General features: G+C 48.4%; 15 protein-coding genes. 9 read left to right on the forward strand and 6 right to left on the reverse strand.

What is annotated here, in order from left to right:
- Positions 1-261: 261 nt before the first annotated feature.
- Together ACR6HW_RS11165 and ACR6HW_RS11170 are read right to left on the reverse strand one after the other, a co-directional pair.
- The gene (locus ACR6HW_RS11165; RefSeq protein WP_455727805.1) at positions 262-1,041 is read right to left on the reverse strand and encodes a prolipoprotein diacylglyceryl transferase; all 780 of its coding nucleotides are present in this window, start codon (positions 1,039-1,041) and stop codon (positions 262-264) included.
- Between the two features lie 8 nt (positions 1,042-1,049).
- The gene (locus ACR6HW_RS11170) at positions 1,050-1,331 is read right to left on the reverse strand and encodes a DUF4190 domain-containing protein (RefSeq protein WP_455727806.1); all 282 of its coding nucleotides are present in this window, start codon (positions 1,329-1,331) and stop codon (positions 1,050-1,052) included.
- Positions 1,332-1,575: 244 nt separating this feature from the next.
- Between ACR6HW_RS11170 and ACR6HW_RS11175 the strand changes: the two genes are divergently transcribed.
- The 3 genes from ACR6HW_RS11175 to ACR6HW_RS11185 are packed head-to-tail and all read left to right on the forward strand — an operon-like array spanning position 1,576 to position 6,520.
- A complete protein-coding gene (locus tag ACR6HW_RS11175) occupies positions 1,576-3,582 on the forward strand; it encodes a methyl-accepting chemotaxis protein (RefSeq protein ID WP_455727807.1) in 2,007 nt (668 codons plus the stop codon).
- Positions 3,583-3,599: 17 nt separating this feature from the next.
- Complete coding sequence (locus ACR6HW_RS11180; RefSeq protein ID WP_455727808.1) at positions 3,600-5,258, forward strand: putative bifunctional diguanylate cyclase/phosphodiesterase; 1,659 nt, start codon at positions 3,600-3,602, stop codon at positions 5,256-5,258.
- Positions 5,255-6,520, forward strand: coding sequence for a chloride channel protein (locus ACR6HW_RS11185; protein WP_455727809.1), 1,266 nt, complete (start codon positions 5,255-5,257; stop codon positions 6,518-6,520). Before ACR6HW_RS11180 ends, ACR6HW_RS11185 begins: the two co-directional genes overlap by 4 nt.
- Positions 6,521-7,295: 775 nt before the next feature.
- Here ACR6HW_RS11185 and ACR6HW_RS11190 read toward each other — a convergent pair.
- Positions 7,296-8,228 (reverse strand): magnesium transporter CorA family protein, encoded by a 933-nt coding sequence (locus ACR6HW_RS11190; RefSeq protein ID WP_455727810.1) that lies wholly within the window; start codon positions 8,226-8,228, stop codon positions 7,296-7,298.
- A gap of 234 nt (positions 8,229-8,462) precedes the next feature.
- Here ACR6HW_RS11190 and ACR6HW_RS11195 point away from each other — a divergent pair, with 234 nt between their 5' ends.
- On the forward strand, positions 8,463-9,572 hold the full coding sequence (locus ACR6HW_RS11195; protein WP_455727811.1) for an HD-GYP domain-containing protein: 1,110 nt from the start codon (positions 8,463-8,465) through the stop codon (positions 9,570-9,572).
- A gap of 184 nt (positions 9,573-9,756) precedes the next feature.
- A complete protein-coding gene (locus tag ACR6HW_RS11200) occupies positions 9,757-10,494 on the forward strand; it encodes a GNAT family N-acetyltransferase (RefSeq protein WP_455727812.1) in 738 nt (245 codons plus the stop codon).
- Between the two features lie 59 nt (positions 10,495-10,553).
- Here ACR6HW_RS11200 and ACR6HW_RS11205 read toward each other — a convergent pair whose 3' ends face one another.
- Both ACR6HW_RS11205 and ACR6HW_RS11210 read right to left on the reverse strand, forming a co-directional pair.
- On the reverse strand, positions 10,554-12,377 hold the full coding sequence (locus ACR6HW_RS11205; protein WP_455727813.1) for a hypothetical protein: 1,824 nt from the start codon (positions 12,375-12,377) through the stop codon (positions 10,554-10,556).
- Between the two features lie 306 nt (positions 12,378-12,683).
- Positions 12,684-14,135, reverse strand: a complete 1,452-nt coding sequence (locus ACR6HW_RS11210) for a M14 family zinc carboxypeptidase (RefSeq protein WP_455727814.1) — start codon at positions 14,133-14,135, stop codon at positions 12,684-12,686.
- A 149-nt stretch (positions 14,136-14,284) separates the two neighbouring features.
- Between ACR6HW_RS11210 and ACR6HW_RS11215 the strand changes: the two genes are divergently transcribed.
- Positions 14,285-14,689, forward strand: coding sequence for a bacteriohemerythrin (locus ACR6HW_RS11215; protein ID WP_455727815.1), 405 nt, complete (start codon positions 14,285-14,287; stop codon positions 14,687-14,689).
- 39 nt (positions 14,690-14,728) lie between these two features.
- Here the strand turns inward: ACR6HW_RS11215 and ACR6HW_RS11220 are convergent, their stop codons facing one another.
- The gene (locus tag ACR6HW_RS11220) at positions 14,729-15,415 is read right to left on the reverse strand and encodes a YjjG family noncanonical pyrimidine nucleotidase (protein ID WP_455727816.1); all 687 of its coding nucleotides are present in this window, start codon (positions 15,413-15,415) and stop codon (positions 14,729-14,731) included.
- A gap of 88 nt (positions 15,416-15,503) precedes the next feature.
- Here ACR6HW_RS11220 and ACR6HW_RS11225 point away from each other — a divergent pair, with 88 nt between their 5' ends.
- The 3 genes from ACR6HW_RS11225 to ACR6HW_RS11235 all read left to right on the forward strand — a co-directional run bounded on the left by ACR6HW_RS11225 (position 15,504) and on the right by ACR6HW_RS11235 (position 17,722).
- The gene (locus tag ACR6HW_RS11225) at positions 15,504-16,304 is read left to right on the forward strand and encodes an undecaprenyl-diphosphate phosphatase (protein WP_455727817.1); all 801 of its coding nucleotides are present in this window, start codon (positions 15,504-15,506) and stop codon (positions 16,302-16,304) included.
- A 156-nt stretch (positions 16,305-16,460) separates the two neighbouring features.
- Positions 16,461-17,075, forward strand: coding sequence for a stalk domain-containing protein (locus ACR6HW_RS11230; RefSeq protein ID WP_455727818.1), 615 nt, complete (start codon positions 16,461-16,463; stop codon positions 17,073-17,075).
- Between the two features lie 29 nt (positions 17,076-17,104).
- Entirely contained in the window at positions 17,105-17,722 is a 618-nt protein-coding gene (locus tag ACR6HW_RS11235; RefSeq protein WP_455727819.1) for a DUF6273 domain-containing protein, read from the forward strand.
- The last annotated feature ends 176 nt before the right edge of the window (positions 17,723-17,898 follow it).

The following is a 17,898-nucleotide window of genomic DNA, read 5'->3' on the forward strand; positions in this document are numbered from 1 at the left end:
GCACGATTGGGCGTGACGGGGCGTGACTGGAAACCGTCAGACAAGCGGGTGTCGTTTGCGAGTCCCATGTGGAGGATGCCCTAGGCGACGAGAGTCCAGTGGCCATAGGGCGGTCGATGCACTGACGAAGGCTTAGAAATCACATGTGTTAATCGCTATCTATTAGGGCGTTAAATCCTTCAAATGACATATTTCGGACATTAAAGTCTCCTATCTAGCTACACAAAAAAGCCTTCTTTACAAAATAAGAAGGCTTTTGGTTTAATGTGCCGATGTGTCGGCTTTTCTTTTGGCCCAGAAGACGGCGGCGATGGCGAATACGGCGAGGCTGATCCACTGTGAGGTGGAGAAGAGCCAGAGGTGGCCGCGAACCAAATCGCCTCTGAAAAATTCCAGTGTAAAGCGCATTATTGCGTAGCTCATGGCGTAGAGTGCCAGCAGTTTGTAACCGTCGCGAACGCGGTTCATGGCGTAGACGAGGGCGATGAAAAGGGCGAAGTTCAAGCCGCTTTCGACAAGCTGTACCGGAAAGAGTGGTATGGCACTTGGGGCGATTAGCGATTTTTCAAAGGTGACGCTAAGCGGTCCGTCGTAAGCGATGCCGTAACAGCAGCCGGCGCTGAAACACCCCAGTCTGCCGATGCCGTGTACCAGTGGAAATATCGGCACGAAGCAATAGAGCATGCGTTCGATGGAAAGTTTGTACCGTTTTGCGTACCAAATGAGTGCAAAGGTGCCGCCGATGAGGCTGCCGTAAAACACAAAACCACCGGTCATTAAATGTAGGAATTCTTCCGGGTGCTCGATGAACACACGGCGTGCTGCCCAAATACGCGGTGCCTCGACGAAAAGATACAAAATCTTTCCCCCAATTAAAATGCCGAGAACGCCGTAAATGTAGGCAAATAGGCAATCTTCACGCGTCAGACCGGCTTTCCTTGAAAAAACCAGTGCCACGAGCGCCCCTACGAAGATGCCTATGAGGATGATCAGGCCATACGACGCAATGGTATGGCCTAAGATGTGTACCGTCGGTAACATGTGGTCTCCTAGTAGTTGTATTCAGAAGGCAGAGACGCGAAAATTCCGACACATGCAACACAAGCGGCAATTGTTAAAGACGTCAATACGAGTGAGATGATTGAGAGAACAATCCCCGCAGTTGCCATCCCCGACGGATTTTCTTTACGCGAGTTCAGACCCAGAATCAGACCGACAATTGAAAGAACGATTCCAATAAAAGCAAATACACCCGTAAAGATTGTGACGAGCGAAATAATCCCTAGGACAAGCGACGCAACCGCTTTGCCGTCGTTATTTCTTTGTTCCATTTGGTATACCCCCTTTAAAATAAGTGTTGTACTAAATCAATAGTTTCGTTTATTTTATCATTCTCAAATCCGCTGTGCAATAAGGGATTACCGATTTTGAAAATATAAAACGGCTCTCCCAATTTCCGTAAGTGTCGCAAATTCCCATAATATTAAAATAAATTAAATAGACGATAATTCTTAGTTAATATAAAATAACCTTTGGGTTATGGTTGTTAGAGAGTATACATTGAAGGAGAGTTTTATGAAGAGTATCAAAGCAAGGCTAATAGGCTATTTTTCAGCGCTCATTGCACTTGTTTGCGTATTGTTCGGGATTTTCACCTTGATGACCACAGTATCGATTGTCAAAGAAGAATCGAACTATCTCATCCAAACGGTGTCCGAGAATACGGGACAAGTCATTGAGAGCAAAAATGAGAACCATTTTGTTTACTTAGAAGGGGTCGCCAAGCGCGAGCTGATTATGGACCCCTATGCCAGTCTTCAGCGGAAAATCGACCTGCTCGCCTTAGAAGTGGGGGCGGGCAACCACTTCATCTACATGGGGTTTGCCGAAAAAGACGGTCAGTTCAAGGGCATGGACAGACGCGAAGTCGATATTTCCGAAGAAGCGTATTTTAAAGCGGCAATGGCGGGTGAGCGCGTCATGCTCAACCCAACCACCGGCCTAAGCATCGTCGAAGACGGTGGCCTAGCCATGGTTTACGCCGTTCCCGTAACGTATCGCAACAAAATCGAAGGGGTGGTCATCGCTGTGGCGGACGCTTGGACACTCTCTGCGATAACAGACGACCTCGGCTATGGCGAAAAAGGGTACGCGTACATGGTGGACTCCCAGGGCACCCTGCTGGCGCATCCCAACAGAGACTATGTCAGCAACCAACTCAACGTGTTGGCACAGGCAGAAGTTGACGACGCTTATAAAGCCATTAAGCCGACGATAGAACAAGCAATTGCCGAGGAGAGCGGCGTTTCAGAGTACAAATTCGGCGGTAACAATCTATTGGCGGGGTATTCTAAAATTGCCGACACCGATTGGACCGTGCTGGTCATTGCCGACGAAAGTGAAGTGTTGTCCGAGCTCCCGAGTATCAGAGGCAAGATTTATTTGATGACTATTGGACTATTTATATTGAGTGTCCTACTGTGTTATTATGTAGGTAAATCCATTGCCAAACCCATCCTCAAGACAGTGGAGTATTCCGAAAAAATCGCTGCACTGGACTTCAGCAGCGATGTCGACGCGTCATTGATCAACAGAAAAGACGAAATCGGCCATCTCGCAGGCGCCTTTCAAGTGATTATCGAAAACCTTCGCGGCGTCGTGCGCAATGTGGCAGTGACTTCCGAGCGGTTGTCGGCGGCGTCACAAGAACTTACAGCGATTACACAGCAGTCGGCGGCGAGCAGTGAAGAAGTGGCGAAAACCATTGAAGCCATTGCAGAGAGCGCCAGCGAGCAAGCAGAAGAAACCGGCACGGGGATGACCGGCGTCGAAGCACTAAGCGAAATTGTAGAAGAAGACGCGGCGCTGTTGGTGACCCTGAACGATTCGGCCAACGCAGTGAATCAACTGAAAGACGAAGGGTCGTCGTTGTTAAAAGAGCTCGAAGAGAAGTCCGTCTTGACAAACGAAGCGTCGCTTCGCGTCAAGCGCATGATCTTTGAAACCAAAGCCAAGACTGAAAAAATCAACACGGCCAGTGAAATGATCCGCAACATCGCCGACCAGACGAATCTCCTCGCTCTAAACGCCGCTATTGAAGCAGCGCGTGCGGGAGAAGCGGGCCGCGGTTTCTCGGTGGTTGCAGACGAAATTCGCAAACTGGCAGAACAGTCGAACCTCTTTGCCAATGAGATTTCTGAAATTATTCAGGAGTTGACGGCGAAGACCGGAGATGCCGTGGTGGAAATGACGGAGAACGAAAAACTCTTAGACGTGCAAATGCGGTCGATGGCTGAGACCAGCGACAAGTTTACGGGAATTTCCGATGCGGTGGCTCGCGTCGACGGCATCATCAACCGCCTCAACGCTTCCAGCACCAAGTTGATGGATGAAAAGGAAGGCATTTTAACCATTATGCAAAAGTTGGCCAGCATTTCTCAAGAAAATGCAGCCGGCACAGAAGAAGCATCGGCTTCTGTAGAAGAGCAAACAGCGGCACTTGAGCAGATTTCAAGCTCTAGCGCATCGCTTTCTGAGCTCTCTGAAGAGATGCAGGAAATGATTCGCAAATTTACACTATAACACATCGAGGGGGCGCAATGTTCTTGGATAAGGCAGTGAGTTCGAACTACAAAATTCATAATTTTACACATCTCAACGCCGCTTATGCTCTATGGAGCTGGGATCTGGAAGCCGCCCCCCTCGAATCTTCACTGGGACTTGAGGAACTTAAAATCTGGCGGGGAAAATTGCACCCTGAAGACGCAGGCGCCGCTTATGACAAGCTGCTGCACTTTATTAACAGCCGGGAGATTTTCTTTGAAAACACCTACCGCATCGAAACGGTGTCCAGCGCGTACCGCTATGTGTTCACAAAGGCCATCGCGGAACGCAACGAACAGGGGGCATTGCTACGAATGTCCGGTATTCACATCGACATTACCGACCAGATGGACATGAAGTCTCAGATATACAGGCTTTCCAATTACGATGAAATGACCAGACTGCCCAACACATCAAAGCTCTGGGCGGATTTTGACGCCTACGTCGCACCGCATCTCAACACGAAAAACATCTACATGGTGTGCGTCGACGTCGACAATTTCAACTACATCAACAACAAGCTCGGCTACCACATCGGCAATGAAATCATTCTGAAGGTGGTCGAGCTCCTTAAACAATGCACACAGCCAGGCGACTATTTGGCGCGGGTCAGCGGCGACGAGTTCGTCTTAGTCATCGCCAGGGATTTCAACACTTACGATATTAATAGGGAACTGAAGGGGTTCCTCGATTTCATGCGCAGTCATTTGAGACTTGAAGCGTACCACGCGCAAATCACAGTAAGTGCCGGCTGTTCTGTCTACCTCAATCACGCTCAAAACTTACATACATTGATGCAAAAGGCCAATACGGCTCTACACTACGCTAAAAAACAGGGAAAAGACCAGTACAGAATCTATGAGAAAGACCTTGAAAGCGACGCCTACCGCACCATCGAGTGGAAGCAGCAATTGAAGGAGAGCATTAGAAACAGCGAACTGGAGATGTACTACCAGCCGATTTACGCTTGTGCGTCTGGGGAATTGGTGGGGTTTGAATCGCTGTGTCGGTGGTATCATAAAGTACAGGGCTATGTTCCGCCAAGTGTGTTCATCAAGATTGCAGAAGAATCCGACTTGATTATCGAACTCGAAAAATGGATTATTCGGGAGGTTTTTCAACAGGTAGAGCACTGGAATCAGCGGTTTGAAAAGCACTTTTTCGTCTCGATCAACCTCTCTGCCAAATGCATGACGGCTTACGATTTGCCCGAGTACCTAAGCCAGTTGCTCAGGTACTACACCATTCGAACAGAGCAAGTGGAGTTTGAAATTACTGAGACCAGCGTCCTTAAAAACCTCAATCTCTCGATGAAAACCCTCAACGCTTTAAAGGGAATGGGCTTTAAAATCGCTCTGGACGACTTCGGAACGGGCTATTCTTCTTTGAACTACTTGCGTTCCCTCCCCATTGACAAGGTCAAACTCGATAAGACGTTTATCGAATGCATGACGACAGATGAAAAGGATCAATTTTTGGTGAAGACGATTATCGATTTGTCTCGGGGGATGGCGCTTAAAACAGTGGCTGAAGGCGTTGAGACCGATGAACAAATTCTTCTTTTGAGGCGCTTTAATTGCGACTTCTTACAGGGCTATTTCTATTCTAGGCCACTTCATGTTGACGATGTAGAGAAATTGAAAGGTATTTTATGACGGAAAGACGATTGGAACATTTGGAGAATTTTGCGATTGCCATTGTCATCGGCATTGCCACCGGTGTGATTGCAGCGGGTTTCAATGAGGCGGTGGTACGACTCATCCAGCTTACGTCACCTGCACTCAGTTGGCACCGACTGTTCTATGTTGCACTCCCCCTTATCGGTGCGGGTCTGACCTATGTGATTTACCGCTCGGGCATCGATCGGGACGACATGGGCTTCGGCGTCGGTCAAATTCTCGTGGAACTGCGCTATATCAAACGCCAAATTATCAAGCCTATGGGGCTTGTCTTCAATACGCTTATGAGTCTTGTGACTTTGGCCACAGGGCTTACAGCAGGCCGTTTTGGCCCGACGGTGCACATCGGTGCTTCTGTGGGGTCTTTTGTTGCGTATCGCATGAAGTTAAAGGCCGAGAGCGTGCGCTTGCTCATAGGCTGCGGCATCGGCGGGACGCTTGCCAGTGTGTTCGGTCTTCCGTTTTTTGCGGTGGTGTTCGTGGTGGAGGTGATTTTTAGGGAAGCGGTTTACAAGAACGTGGCACCGCTTCTGATTACAACGTATGCCTCCTACGAGCTGTCTGCCACTCTGGGGTTCAGCAAGCCGCTCTTACCGGTGGTTTCGGATTTCTCGGGGTTTGTGTGGACGCAGAATCTGATTCTGTTTTGCATCGGCTTAGGGTGTTTTACCGGTGTGCTTTCAATTCTCTACATTAAGAGCCTTGAGTGGTGGCAGGTGGCGCTGGGCAAAATCGGAAGTCCCCACAAGCGCCTGTTTTTTGGCGCGCTGCTAGTTGGACTCAGCGGCTTTGTCTTGCCGATGCAATTCGACTTGCACAGCAGGACTTTGTCCTTGATTCTGGGGACGACGCTGTCGGTGGGGACGCTTTGTCTGTACATCGCTCTTCACTTGATGACGACGGGGATCACGCTAGGCGCCGGCTTTGTAGGCGGCAATTTTTTCCCGGGGATCGGCATTGGCGCAGCAGCAGGTGTCCTCTATACGAAGTTTTACACGTTGGTGCGTCCGGTACAGTTTGATGCGCAGAGCGTCGGCATTTTGGGCGCATGTGCCATGATGGCCGGTTTTCTCAATGCGCCGCTGTCGAGCATTGCCTTGTGTGCGGAGCTGACACAGTCTACTGCATTTGTGTTGCCGATTATCCTCATTTCGGCGCTCTCCACGATTTTTACTCAGGTTGGGCTCAAACGCGATGCCTTTACTCAGGCGGTGCAGAACACCATAAAGAAAATTTAAACAAAGGGGGACGGTTCTTTTGTGCCGGATTCACCTTGATATTACCAAAAATGGTGTGTGGGTATAATGCAGCTGCGACGGCATAGAGTAGGGTTGGAATACTTGCAATCACACGATATACCCATCGTTTTTTCCGCGGACAGCACCGGTGGTCGGGCGTGCATTTAAGGCCCTGTGTGCTCAAGGCCGAGACATTAGACCAACGTAAAACCGCCTTCTGCAACAGCTGGTGCCCATCATGTGATGTGCCGGTGTGCAGAAGGCGGTATTTTGTATGGATGGTTTGAGTTCACAGGCGTTCATAAGTGCAAGTGGGTATCGAAGGCACACCCAAAAATGGAAAAAACCAGTGTTTTCGAGCACAAAAGAACCGTCCCTTAAAGTGCAAGGGCTTTTGGGGACGGTTCTTTTGTGCCACAACCACCTTGATATTACCAAAAATGGTGTGTGGGTATAATGCAGCTGCGACGGCATAGAGTAGGGTTGAAATACTTGCAATCACACGATATGCCCATCGTTTTTTCCGAAGACAGCACCGGTGGTCGGGCGTGCATTTAAGGCCCTGTGCGCTCAAGGCCGAGACATTAGACCAACGTAAAACCGCCTTCTGCAACAGCTGGTGCCCATCATGTGATGTGCCGGTGTGCAGAAGGCGGTATTTTGTATGGATGGTTTGGGTTCACAGGCGTTCATAAGTGCAGGTGGGTGTCGAAGGCACACCCAAAAATGGAAAAAACCAGTGTTTTCGAGCACAAAAGAACCGTCCCCAAAAGCGTTAAAACATTTTCTTGCGCGCCATGAACAAAGCGAGGACGCTGGAGAGCGCCATAGAAATAGCGATAATAATGGCAAAAGCGTGCGGACTGCTTGTGAGTGGCACCGGCACATTCATACCAAAAAAACTGGCAATCATCGTTGGAATCGTCAGGACAATGGTCACCGACGTCAAAAACTTCATGACGATGTTGAGGTTGTTGGAAATAACAGAGGCAAAAGCATCCATTGTACCGCTGAGGATGTTGCTGTAGATGTTGGCCATCTCAATGGCCTGCTTGTTCTCGACAATAACGTCCTCCAGAAGATCCTCGTCTTCAGGGTACTTTTGGATACTGGCCATTTTAAGCATTTTTTCGAGAACGATTTCATTGCCGCGAAGAGACGTCGAAAAATAGACGAGACTTTTTTCAAGGGCGAGCAACTGAATCAGTTCCTTGTTTTTCATGGATTTATGGAGTTCCTTCTCAATCAAACTGCTGAAGCGGTCAATTTGCTTCAGGTAATTGAGGTAGTAGGTTGCATTTTTGTACAGGATTTGCAGAATGAAACGCGTCTTCTTAAACGTGTAGAAACTTTTTATTTTTCCCGACATAAAATCGGCAATTAAGGGTATCTCTTTGGTACATACAGTTATAATATTTTCACCGGAAAGAATAATACCGAGTGGCAATGTCGTGAAAATACTCGCACCGTCTTCTTTTTCTTTAAGCGGAACATCGACCAAAATTAAGGTGCTGTTGTCCTCCGTATCAATACGGGAACGCTCCTCTTCGTCAAGTGCCGCTCTCAGATGATCTTCCTCGATGTTAAACCGCTGGGCAATCATTTGGATTTCCGAAGCGGTGGGCGCGACAAGATTGATCCAAATGTTGTTTTCAATCGCATCGAGCTCTTTGAGTTGATCGTCAAGTGTTTTAAATAATTTGATCATGGGTGGCTCCTTTCATAGCAGCGACAGCTCTATGAAAAGAGTGGACGCTGCTGTTTTATTGAGTTGTGTTCAAATGCCAGGGAACAGTGTCCATATGTCTACTCCTTTTCTTTCAGTACAAATCCATTTCGTCATTATACATGAAAATATAAGCGGTGGCAAGTCTTGGGGGTTGCACATTGATAAATTTAAGCGTATAATGTCAACTTGATATCAATAAATGAGGATACAGGTATGAGACTAGTAAATATCTTTGAAATGTCACCGGATGACTACATAGCGCAAAACATCTTTTCAGCGACGGGCTCACTGCTTGTTAAGTCGGGCACGCCCATTAGTGTGAGAGTAATCAACACGCTGAACAACAACAAGATTTTTTCCGTATACGTCACCGATGAGATGACCGAAAAAATAAAAGAAGAACTGGGACTGGACGAGGCGTTTGATTTGGAAGATATTATCGACCCCAATTTGAGACGGACGTTCAATCAAAACATGAAAGACCAGTTTGAGCGCTTTAAAAAGTCGCGCGGTATTGGCCGATACAGTGCGGACGGCAACGATTTTATCGACCACATCACCGATATGGCCCAAAGTATTGTAGGGGAGCTCACTGTAAAAAAAGACCCCGTTGTGTCGCTGACGGATATTAAGCATCTCGACATATACGATTACGAACACTCTGTGAACACGGCGATTTTGTCGGTGTTGACGGGGATTAACATGGGGTTTAGTGAAGCTGACTTGACCGTACTGGCGCAGGGGGCGCTATTGATGAACGTCGGCAATGAGTTTATCGTCGACAAAATTAAGCAAAAGGAAGACGCTGTAGATGCCGACGAATGGCTGGTGTTAAAGCGCCACACATTGCTCGGGCGCGAGCTACTTTCAGACCGCACAAGCATCAATGCCTATGTGAAAAACGTCGTATTAAACCATCACGAGCGCATGAACGGTAGCGGCTATCCAAGGGGACTCGAAGGCGAAGACATCGACAAGTATTCGCGCATCGTCATGATTGCAGATGTGTACGACGCCATGACCTCCGACCGCTCGCACCGGAAGGCACACACGCCAAACGAGGCCCTCGAATATTTGATGGGGGCAACCAACCTCTTCGACCACAAATCTCTTGTGGCATTTACGCGCAACATCGTGCCCTACCCCGTCGGCGAGTTCGTCGCACTGGACAACGGCGACATCGGGTTGGTCATCGGGAACAACAAACACCTTCCCCTCAGACCGATTATACGCGTCACAGAGGGCCTGCACATCAACCAGTTGGTGGATTTGTCCGTGAACACCAACATGGTCATCACCCGAAGAGTCAAACGCCCGTGGTAGCCTTTCGCAGGTACCGGAATCTATAAATCTGAGTTCGTATGGCGTTCAGCTGGGGAAATTTTGCCCCAATGAACACCTATCAAAAGCACCTGTACCCGCGTATAGGTGCTTTTTCAATGGAAAATACAGATGAAAGTTTAAAATTCAGAAAATTTATGTTATTATGATAAAAAAGGAGGGCAAGATGATCGTTTCATTTTTTGAAAAGCAGTTGGCATGTGATTACGCATGCGACGTCACTCTCATAAAAAACAAAGAAAATGTGTTTGCACTCAGAAAGCCACAGACGGGTCGACGGTTGGGAGACGCTGAAGAAAGCGTGCTGAAAGTCGCCGTGTACAACGGCAGTCTCCTGTTTTCATCCACCGATGCCGAATTGTTGGCGTGGTGCAAAGACACCTATGGCGAACGCGATGGCACTTGGTTCTCCGACGTGGCAAGTCTGCGGCGCCTCGATTCAAAATTAGCCGACATAGGCCATGAAATTGCCGACATCCACCAGTACTACCTACCGTCGGGAGAAGCGGTAGAAGTGACTTCCACTCCCGAGCTCAAATGGTACGACGCCGAGGCCATCCGGGCATTTGAAGGCGACGAACGCTTCGACGAAGCGTTTTTATTTTCAGATCGGGTACCGGATATTTTGGCCGTGGCCGCTGTGGAGGACGATGAAATCCTAGCCATGGCCGGTGCCACAGAGGACAGTCAGCAGTTTTGGCAAATTGGCGTCAATGTCACAGCCGCCGGTCGAGGCAAGGGACTGGGGAGTTGTGTCGTCACACATCTGAAAAACGCGATTCTCAGTCGTGGAAAAGTACCGTACTACGGCACTGTCGGCTCTCACGTCAAATCTCAAAGAGTCGCCATACGATCGGGTTTTATCCCCATTTGGCTGGAGCTTTACACGCAAAAAATAAAGTAGTGGGTCGTCAACTTGGGCATTAAAAAAGCGCGAAGGCTTTTCCTTCGCGCTTTTACAATTTAGTTGATGTTAAAGTCGTACTCCACGAGGTCGTAAAGTGTCCACCACATATCGTCATCGCCGGCAATGGTGACCACATAAGTGTTACCATCTTCGACAAAGGCGTAAAGGGTATAGGTCACAGCGAAATCGTCGGAAGTCGCGTAGAGTTCATATGCGTCGTAGGAAGCAAAGTAAGACTCGTACGCTTCTGCCTCGAGGTCGAGCTTTTTAGCATGGGCTTCTAAGAACGTCTTTAGATCGTCGGAACCGTCTTTAAATCGGCTCACAATAACGGTGCCGTTGTCGTCGGGGCTCTTGTAACCAATGAGGTATTCTGAATTTTCACCTGCTGGCAGTGCTTCAAAGGCTTTTGGCACGTAAAAGCTTGCAAAGGCCTCTTCGCCAACGACTTTGCCAATAGCTTCGTAATCGGTTTCTTCGTAAGCGTAGTCGTCATCAAAATCGTAAGTGTCAAATGGGTTCGGAATGAACATCAACATCATGCTTGCGCTCTCCACAAAGCTGTCCAGTTGCATTTGAAGCGCATCTTTTTCAGCTTTAGGCAGTACAGCGGCTTTCTTTTCGATGTCTTTTAAGACATTGTCTACCGCTTCGCCCTTGATGAACGCCGGTAAGTGCTCGCTCATAATTTCGTTGTATATGTCTTCTGCAAGCGCTTCGTCTTCTGTAAACGCCAACATGTCGATGCTGTTCTCAACACTTGGTTTTTCTAGAACCACCGCATCACCTGTGGCGTTGACGGTGAAGTCATAAGTGAGTTTCACACCCATCATATCCATTGAGTACTGGTAGCCTCTGATGACAAAGTCTTTGTCAACGTAGAACTCGATGGTGTACTTGAGATCTTCAAAGCCCGGTACTGCTCTCATTTCGCTTAAATCGATGCCGTCGTACACATCGATGAGCTCGTCGATAAGATCGTCCCATTCTCTCTCGATGCCGCTTTCAAATTCTTCGATGGCTTCATCGATTTCTTCTTCAGGAATTTCAAGCGTTTTGTAATCGCCACTGTCTTTGAGGTGGTTGAGCATATCTAAAACCACTTCTTTAGCAAGCGCCTTGGCGTTTGGATCGTCTTTAACCACATTGAGCAACTGGATGTAATCTTTCATGAGTTTTTCAAGATCCAGTGTCCAAACGAGGGTATCGCAGTTGTATCCGGTGCCGTCTGCTGTTGTCACAGTTTTGCTTTCACCTTGTTCTATGCCGCTCAACATCGTTCTCAGTGCTTCTTCATAAGGCGCTTTGTTGTCCAAAAGTGCTTTGTAAGCGTCTTTTTCTGAGACGTCTAAGAGTTTGATATAAGCAGAGAGGTCGATTTTGCTAAGGTCGACACCTGTTTCTTCTTCAATCATTTTTAAAACGTCGTCTTTTTCAATTGTAAACGCTTTGTTGTAGAGTTCGGGAACAGAAATAAATCCGGTGCCTTCTGCGTAGCCGAGGTTAAACGAAAGCATTCTGTTTTCCCCATAGTTGAGGCCGAGGTCTTGTTGAAGGCCAATGGCGCCGTCGGACACGTCGAGGTCCACTTTGCCGCGACCGGCGTATTTCAGTTCAGAGACAATGCTGCTGACAAATGTCTTCATAGCTTCAGGGTCTTCAGAAGCAGTGGCCACTTGATCGAGCATGTCGCCTTCGACATCGACGCTCACCTCGTAGGAGAGGTCTAGTGCTTTAGACTGTGAGTTGCTGCTGGCGTAGAGCAAATAGTCTACAGGGTCTTTTTTTATCATTTCCGCCCTAATCATAGGATAGGCGAATGCCGCTGTCGTCGCCAACACAACGGCGAGTACAATTGCGACGATAACTTTCTTGTTCATAATATCCTCCTAAATAAAACTTAAGTGGTTCGCTTCAATTTCAACCCATTGCCCCCTCTGGCGAGGCCTATAAGGTTTGGCACTGCTCTATGATAACATATTTTTTGTTTGAAAATATAAAAAAACACTTAAAAAAGACAAGACAAAAGCATAATATGCCAAAAGACCTAGTGTTCTGTCTCGTTGAGATTGAATTCAAAATGCAGATAATCTGTATCCGTGCAAGGCAAATTATCGACGACAATGCGGGATAATGATGTAAAGTCGATGGCAGTTTTTTAATGGTGAACGCTACAGGACACTAGATTACGGCGTCGGCAGGAGCCAGTAGCCGTCGGCTGCGCCTTTAATTGCAGCGGACAAAGGCGGCAGATGCGCCTCCAGCTGCGACAGCGGCAAGTATTTGCCGTCGATTAAAGCGTCCACCGGGAGTTTAAAGGTATCCCCCGGTTGCGTCATACGCAGTTCGCGGTCAGGGGCGTAATAGTAGACGGTGTAGCCGAGGGCTTCAAAGGTGTTTTTAACCGGTAGGTAAAGGCCCTCTTCAGCATGCAGCACCTCAGAGACGACGACAGCGGTCTCCCCAAAATCCAGTGTTGTGGTGTGCGTCGGCGTCAGTGTTTCAACAGGGTTCCCGTCGTACGCAAACACCCTGCCGCCGTCGCGCTCTGCTATGGCTTCGGCATAGATCTTTGAACTGTAATCGCGGACATATGCCCCGTCTTTGTAGAGCTTGTAGGTGTCGTAAGGCCGCTCGGCCACCGCCTTTAGGAGCGTAAGCGGAATGCGGTCGAGGTGATAGGTGTCGTACTCGCTTTTAAAATACTTGTGTGGCGTCGGGAAACCGCTGTAGCCATGCGTCTCCACGACAATGGCGGGTTTTAACGTCTCGTTTTTAAAGTAGTGCGTCGAATACCCGTAGTCTCCGGCGTCCCCTTTGTATGGGCGATAACCGGTGACCGCTTCTATCTGGCGGACATAGGCGGTCGAAAGCGCCGCGTGTTCTTCGCCGAGATGTGTGTTGTAGTAGTAGAGGACCCGCCCCATGCTGTGATAGCTGAGATAGGCTTGAAAGTTGTAAGCGTTCATATAGGCCATGAGGACTTGCGTCTCCTTTTCACTGGCAGGTGAAGGCCCTTTTAAGAGGTGGGTTGGCGCATATGTCGCCCATCGGTCAACCCAGTCGCCGAGCGCCGCGTCGTAGTACGCGTCGGGAAAATTCCGATTGAGATCGACGCCGTTGAGGTTGCCTTTAAAACGCGCCGGCTGTGTCAGCGTCTGCACGAAATCGGCGTAGTTGACTTTGTCGGCGCCGTACTTGGCGACGTTGTAGCCGTCGGGATTGGAGAGTGGGATCACGTGAAGCACTGTTTCCCCAAGCAAAGTCCTCAGCGGAAAGCCTTCGTATGTACCGTCGCCTTCTGTCAGTGCAAGGCAGTAAGCTTCCAGTGTTTTCAGCACCAAAAATGGGTTGTATTGTTCTCTGGCGTGTAGCCCGGCTTCCACGAGCAGGTGTTTTTTGATGCCTGTTTTGGAGCGGTCGGTTAACGTCAGCGCGTAAATGGGGAGGCGGTCGGTGGAAAAGCCGATAACCGACAGTTCGAGGTAGTCCGGATACGTCTCCACAAGGCGTTTTGACAGCTGGTACAGGTTGTCTGCACTGTAGTCGTTGGCGGCTTCAAATGAGAACACATCCGCCCAAGACGGTGCGGCACTCAGAAGGCATAGGACGGCTATTAGGGCAAGGCGTTTGATCATATAGGTCTCCTCATATTGTTTTAATTAAAAAAGAAGTTACAAGGTGTATTTACCCGTTCTTATTACAAGGCAAACCGAGTGACTGAATTTTTAGACAAATACTGTTTAGCTGTATAAACCGCGGGTAAATTTCTGATGGAGGTGATGGAATGGATTTTTATAAATGGGACGATCGCTTGAAGATTAACCACTCTAAAATCGATAGAGATCACAAGATGATTATTGAAAAAGCTCGAGAGTTGAGCGAAAGTATGATGAAAGGCAACGACCGGAATCAGATTATGCAGACAGTGGATTTCTTAAACCGCTATGTGAAAACGCACTTTGAAGAAGAAGAGCGGCTTCAGCGTCAGCACGGTTATCCGAAACTCGCAGAACATCAAGCGAGCCACAAGTATTTTGTGAACCAGCTGTCAGATTTGTCAATGCGCATAAAAGCCGACCCGACGTCGGCAAAAAATGCCATCGATCTGAACAAGTTGATTTCGGGATGGTTCGTCAATCACATCAAGCGCATGGATGTGGAAGTCGGTGCCCATATTAAACATACTTAAATGTAGACGCTGCCTTTTTAGGGCAGCGTTTATACGTTTTTAGCCACAGACCACAGTTTCGAGCGCCTCAAAGTTGCGGACTTCGTAAGTCGGGTGTACATCGCTCGTGTTCGGAAGGCCCTGAGGGTTGAACCAAACGCTGTGGAGCCCGGCGTTGTGGGCGCCTTTGATGTCGCTGGTCAGGCTGTCGCCGATCATGAGAACACGTTTGAAATCGGAAATGCCCAGCTGACGGAAAGTCGCTTCAAAGATGGCGGGATCGGGCTTTGAAACGCCGATGCTTTCAGAGATGACGATGGCGTCAAAGTATCCGGCGATAATGGATTTGGCAATCCGGTTCTCTTGCACTTTTGTCAGACCGTTGGTGACAATGGCGAGTCGGTGCGTCTTAGAGAGTTTTGCCACCAGTGCCTCGGCGCCGTCCAGTAGAATGGACTGCCGCCCCAGTGCCTCGATGTACGCCGCAGCCATGTCTTCAGCCGATTGGGCAACGCCGACTTGGTCGAGCAACTTTGAAAAGCGTTCTACTTTGATGCGCTCTTGTGTAATGGTGCCGCTTTCAAGGGCGGCCCATAAGGCGCTGTTAATGGTTTCGTAAGCTGTCCGATTTTCAGGGGTATAGGGAACGCCGAACGCTTCAAAAGTCTCTTTCAGTGCGGCGCTTTCAGATGCTTTAAAATCGAAGAGCGTGTCGTCTGCATCAAACAGTAAAGTTGTATAGGTCATAAATGCCTCCTTGTGTATTAAGATAAATTATAACATACGAAGCAAAACTGTGTTATAATGAATCGTCAAACAGCACAAGGAGGTTAATATGACGACAATTCAAGCCATTATTTTGGGGATTATTCAAGGGTTTGCAGAACCGATTCCGGTCTCTTCCAGTGCGCAGACGAAAATAGCTGCTTTTTTAATGGGGGTAGAGACGCCGGGGATTATTTTCGAAGTGTTTTTAAATTTTCCTTCATTCTTAGCTATTTTATTTTTGACGCGTAAAGATGTTATCGCCATTATCAGAGACTTTTTTATGTTTATCGGGACGCGTAAAGACGCGTATAAGGTGAACTTTAAAATGGCACTCTACATTGTGGTGGGGACGATTCCGGCAATGGTGGTCGGTTTCACAATGAAAGACCTAATCGATGCGTATTTCAGTGGCATGACGAGTATCGCACTCTTCTTGACGCTGACTGGAGCGATGCTGTTTGTGGTGCGCAAGCGCAAGGGACTCAGAGACTTTTCTCAGATGACCTATAAAGATGCGCTGATTATCGGCGCCATTCAGGGCACTTTGGCCGTTATCCCAGGGGTATCGCGCTCAGGTGCGACAATTGTAACGGCGCTGTTATTGGGACTCAACAGAGACACGTCTTTTCGTTTTTCGTTCCTGCTGTACTTGCCGATCGGTTTCGGCAGCATGTTGCTCGGTTTCGGCGATTTAATGGCTTCGGCACATTTTAAGGCGAATACCGCACAGTACGGCTATATGTTTGTCGCGGGCTTCTTTGCGACGATCGTCGGCTACAAGCTGTTTAAGTCCGTTGTTGAAAATGGCAAATTGGCAGTGTTTACGGCTTATTGTTGGGTCGTAGCCGCTTGTTTATTGTTCCTTTAGGGACGGTTCTTTTGTGCACGAAAACACTGGTTTTTTCCATTTTTGTAAGTGGGAAAAACCTTTTTTTAGAGCTTTAACTCAAGGGGTAAAGGGCATAGGTAAATTAAGACATTAGAGACCTTGAGGTCTTGGAATAGGAGAAAGGAAGTCCGTATTTTGAAAGGAAAAGTGTTCTTGAGCTTCGTGCTCGCAGTGGGCTTAAGCGTCGGTTGTGCCTTTGCGCAGAAGGCGGCACCCATTGAAACTGTGGAACGACTGGACGTGACAATGGTACCGGTCCGCACCACTTTAGAGGCCATGGGGTATGAACTCCAGTGGCTGTCAAAAGAAAAAACAGTTGTCGTCAGAAAAGAAGCTTTTAAAACGGCGATTGTCATGGATAAAAATCAGTATGGCGATTCGGGAATGGCTTTGAGCCAATCGCCTTATGGGGCAGCGGGAAAAAGTTATGTCCCAATAGAATACCTGCAAGCGGTGCTTCAAGAGCCGATTGTCGTAAGTGAGGGACGCGTTTACCGGTCGGAAGGTGCCAATCGCATTCATGAAGGGATTGTTGAAACGGTTACTGTAGACAGTGACGGAACCCTTTCGCTCAAACTTGTAAAATCGCTGGAAGACACCGCTACGGAAAGCGCTCTAATCGTTCATACCTCATTGGAAACGACATTTTATCAAAAAGCTTTGGTGGAAGGTGAGTCGGTTAAAATTGTTGCACCTGATTTTATGACCACAGGTGTCCCCCCGCAGACGCCGGGGTATATTGTTTACTGAAGGGTTTCAGTAGAGGAAGGGGGAAAACGGTGATAACGTTTGGAGGGTATCAATGGCGGGTTCTTAAGGAACGAGGGGACATGGCTTTAATCATGACGGAGCAAATCATCGGACAGCTGCCGTATAACGATTGCGCCGGCGAGGTGACTTGGCGAGACTGTTCTTTAAGAAAGGTTCTGAACCACGACTTTTACAACGCGTTCACAGCGGAGGAGCAGTCCAGAATCCAATGGGTGGTCAACCGAAACGCCGACAACCCGTGGTACGGTTCCGCAGGTGGCGGCGATACCCGAGACGCCATCTTTCTTCTCAGTATTGAGGAAGCGGTGTGTCACTATTTTGGCGACAGCCGTAAAAATCTCGACAACCGCAGCGCCAAACAGAGGTATTGGTTTCAAAAGAAAGACGCCAACAACTGTAAGCGCAGGGCGACTTTCCAAGACTGTTCATGGTGGTGGTGGCTACGGTCTCCCGGTCGAGACAACAAGCGGGCGGTGTACGTCCACGGCGATGGCAACATAGGCATTCAGGGGAACGGTACCTTCCGGTACAGCAGCAAAACGGTTCACCCGTTAACCGGTGACAACTGCGGCGGCGTTCGTCCGGCACTGTGGTTGAAATCAGCGTCCTGTACCGTTCACAAGTAAAAAATGCATCGTCGTCAGTATTTTGCCGTGCACGGAAGCGAACGGTCTGACGTTGCCACGACACTATAAAAATAAAGAGCAAACGGGCGCCTGTTAACGCAAGCGCCCGTTTGTTGTCTTTCTAAAAGGTACAAAGTACCCTTTTAAAAAGACAATGGAAAACCGTGTAAAATGAA

This window comes from Fusibacter sp. JL298sf-3 (assembly GCF_053842995.1).

What these genes read in the sequence shown, in the direction of transcription:
- ACR6HW_RS11165 (WP_455727805.1), bottom strand. Translation starts at nt 1,041, where the DNA reads ATGTTACCGACGGTACACATCTTAGGCCATACCATTGCGTCGTATGGC.
- ACR6HW_RS11170 (WP_455727806.1), bottom strand. Translation starts at nt 1,331, where the DNA reads ATGGAACAAAGAAATAACGACGGCAAAGCGGTTGCGTCGCTTGTCCTA.
- ACR6HW_RS11175 (WP_455727807.1), top strand. Translation starts at nt 1,576, where the DNA reads ATGAAGAGTATCAAAGCAAGGCTAATAGGCTATTTTTCAGCGCTCATT.
- ACR6HW_RS11180 (WP_455727808.1), top strand. Translation starts at nt 3,600, where the DNA reads ATGTTCTTGGATAAGGCAGTGAGTTCGAACTACAAAATTCATAATTTT.
- ACR6HW_RS11185 (WP_455727809.1), top strand. Translation starts at nt 5,255, where the DNA reads ATGACGGAAAGACGATTGGAACATTTGGAGAATTTTGCGATTGCCATT.
- ACR6HW_RS11190 (WP_455727810.1), bottom strand. Translation starts at nt 8,228, where the DNA reads ATGATCAAATTATTTAAAACACTTGACGATCAACTCAAAGAGCTCGAT.
- ACR6HW_RS11195 (WP_455727811.1), top strand. Translation starts at nt 8,463, where the DNA reads ATGAGACTAGTAAATATCTTTGAAATGTCACCGGATGACTACATAGCG.
- ACR6HW_RS11200 (WP_455727812.1), top strand. Translation starts at nt 9,757, where the DNA reads ATGATCGTTTCATTTTTTGAAAAGCAGTTGGCATGTGATTACGCATGC.
- ACR6HW_RS11205 (WP_455727813.1), bottom strand. Translation starts at nt 12,377, where the DNA reads ATGAACAAGAAAGTTATCGTCGCAATTGTACTCGCCGTTGTGTTGGCG.
- ACR6HW_RS11210 (WP_455727814.1), bottom strand. Translation starts at nt 14,135, where the DNA reads ATGATCAAACGCCTTGCCCTAATAGCCGTCCTATGCCTTCTGAGTGCC.
- ACR6HW_RS11215 (WP_455727815.1), top strand. Translation starts at nt 14,285, where the DNA reads ATGGATTTTTATAAATGGGACGATCGCTTGAAGATTAACCACTCTAAA.
- ACR6HW_RS11220 (WP_455727816.1), bottom strand. Translation starts at nt 15,415, where the DNA reads ATGACCTATACAACTTTACTGTTTGATGCAGACGACACGCTCTTCGAT.
- ACR6HW_RS11225 (WP_455727817.1), top strand. Translation starts at nt 15,504, where the DNA reads ATGACGACAATTCAAGCCATTATTTTGGGGATTATTCAAGGGTTTGCA.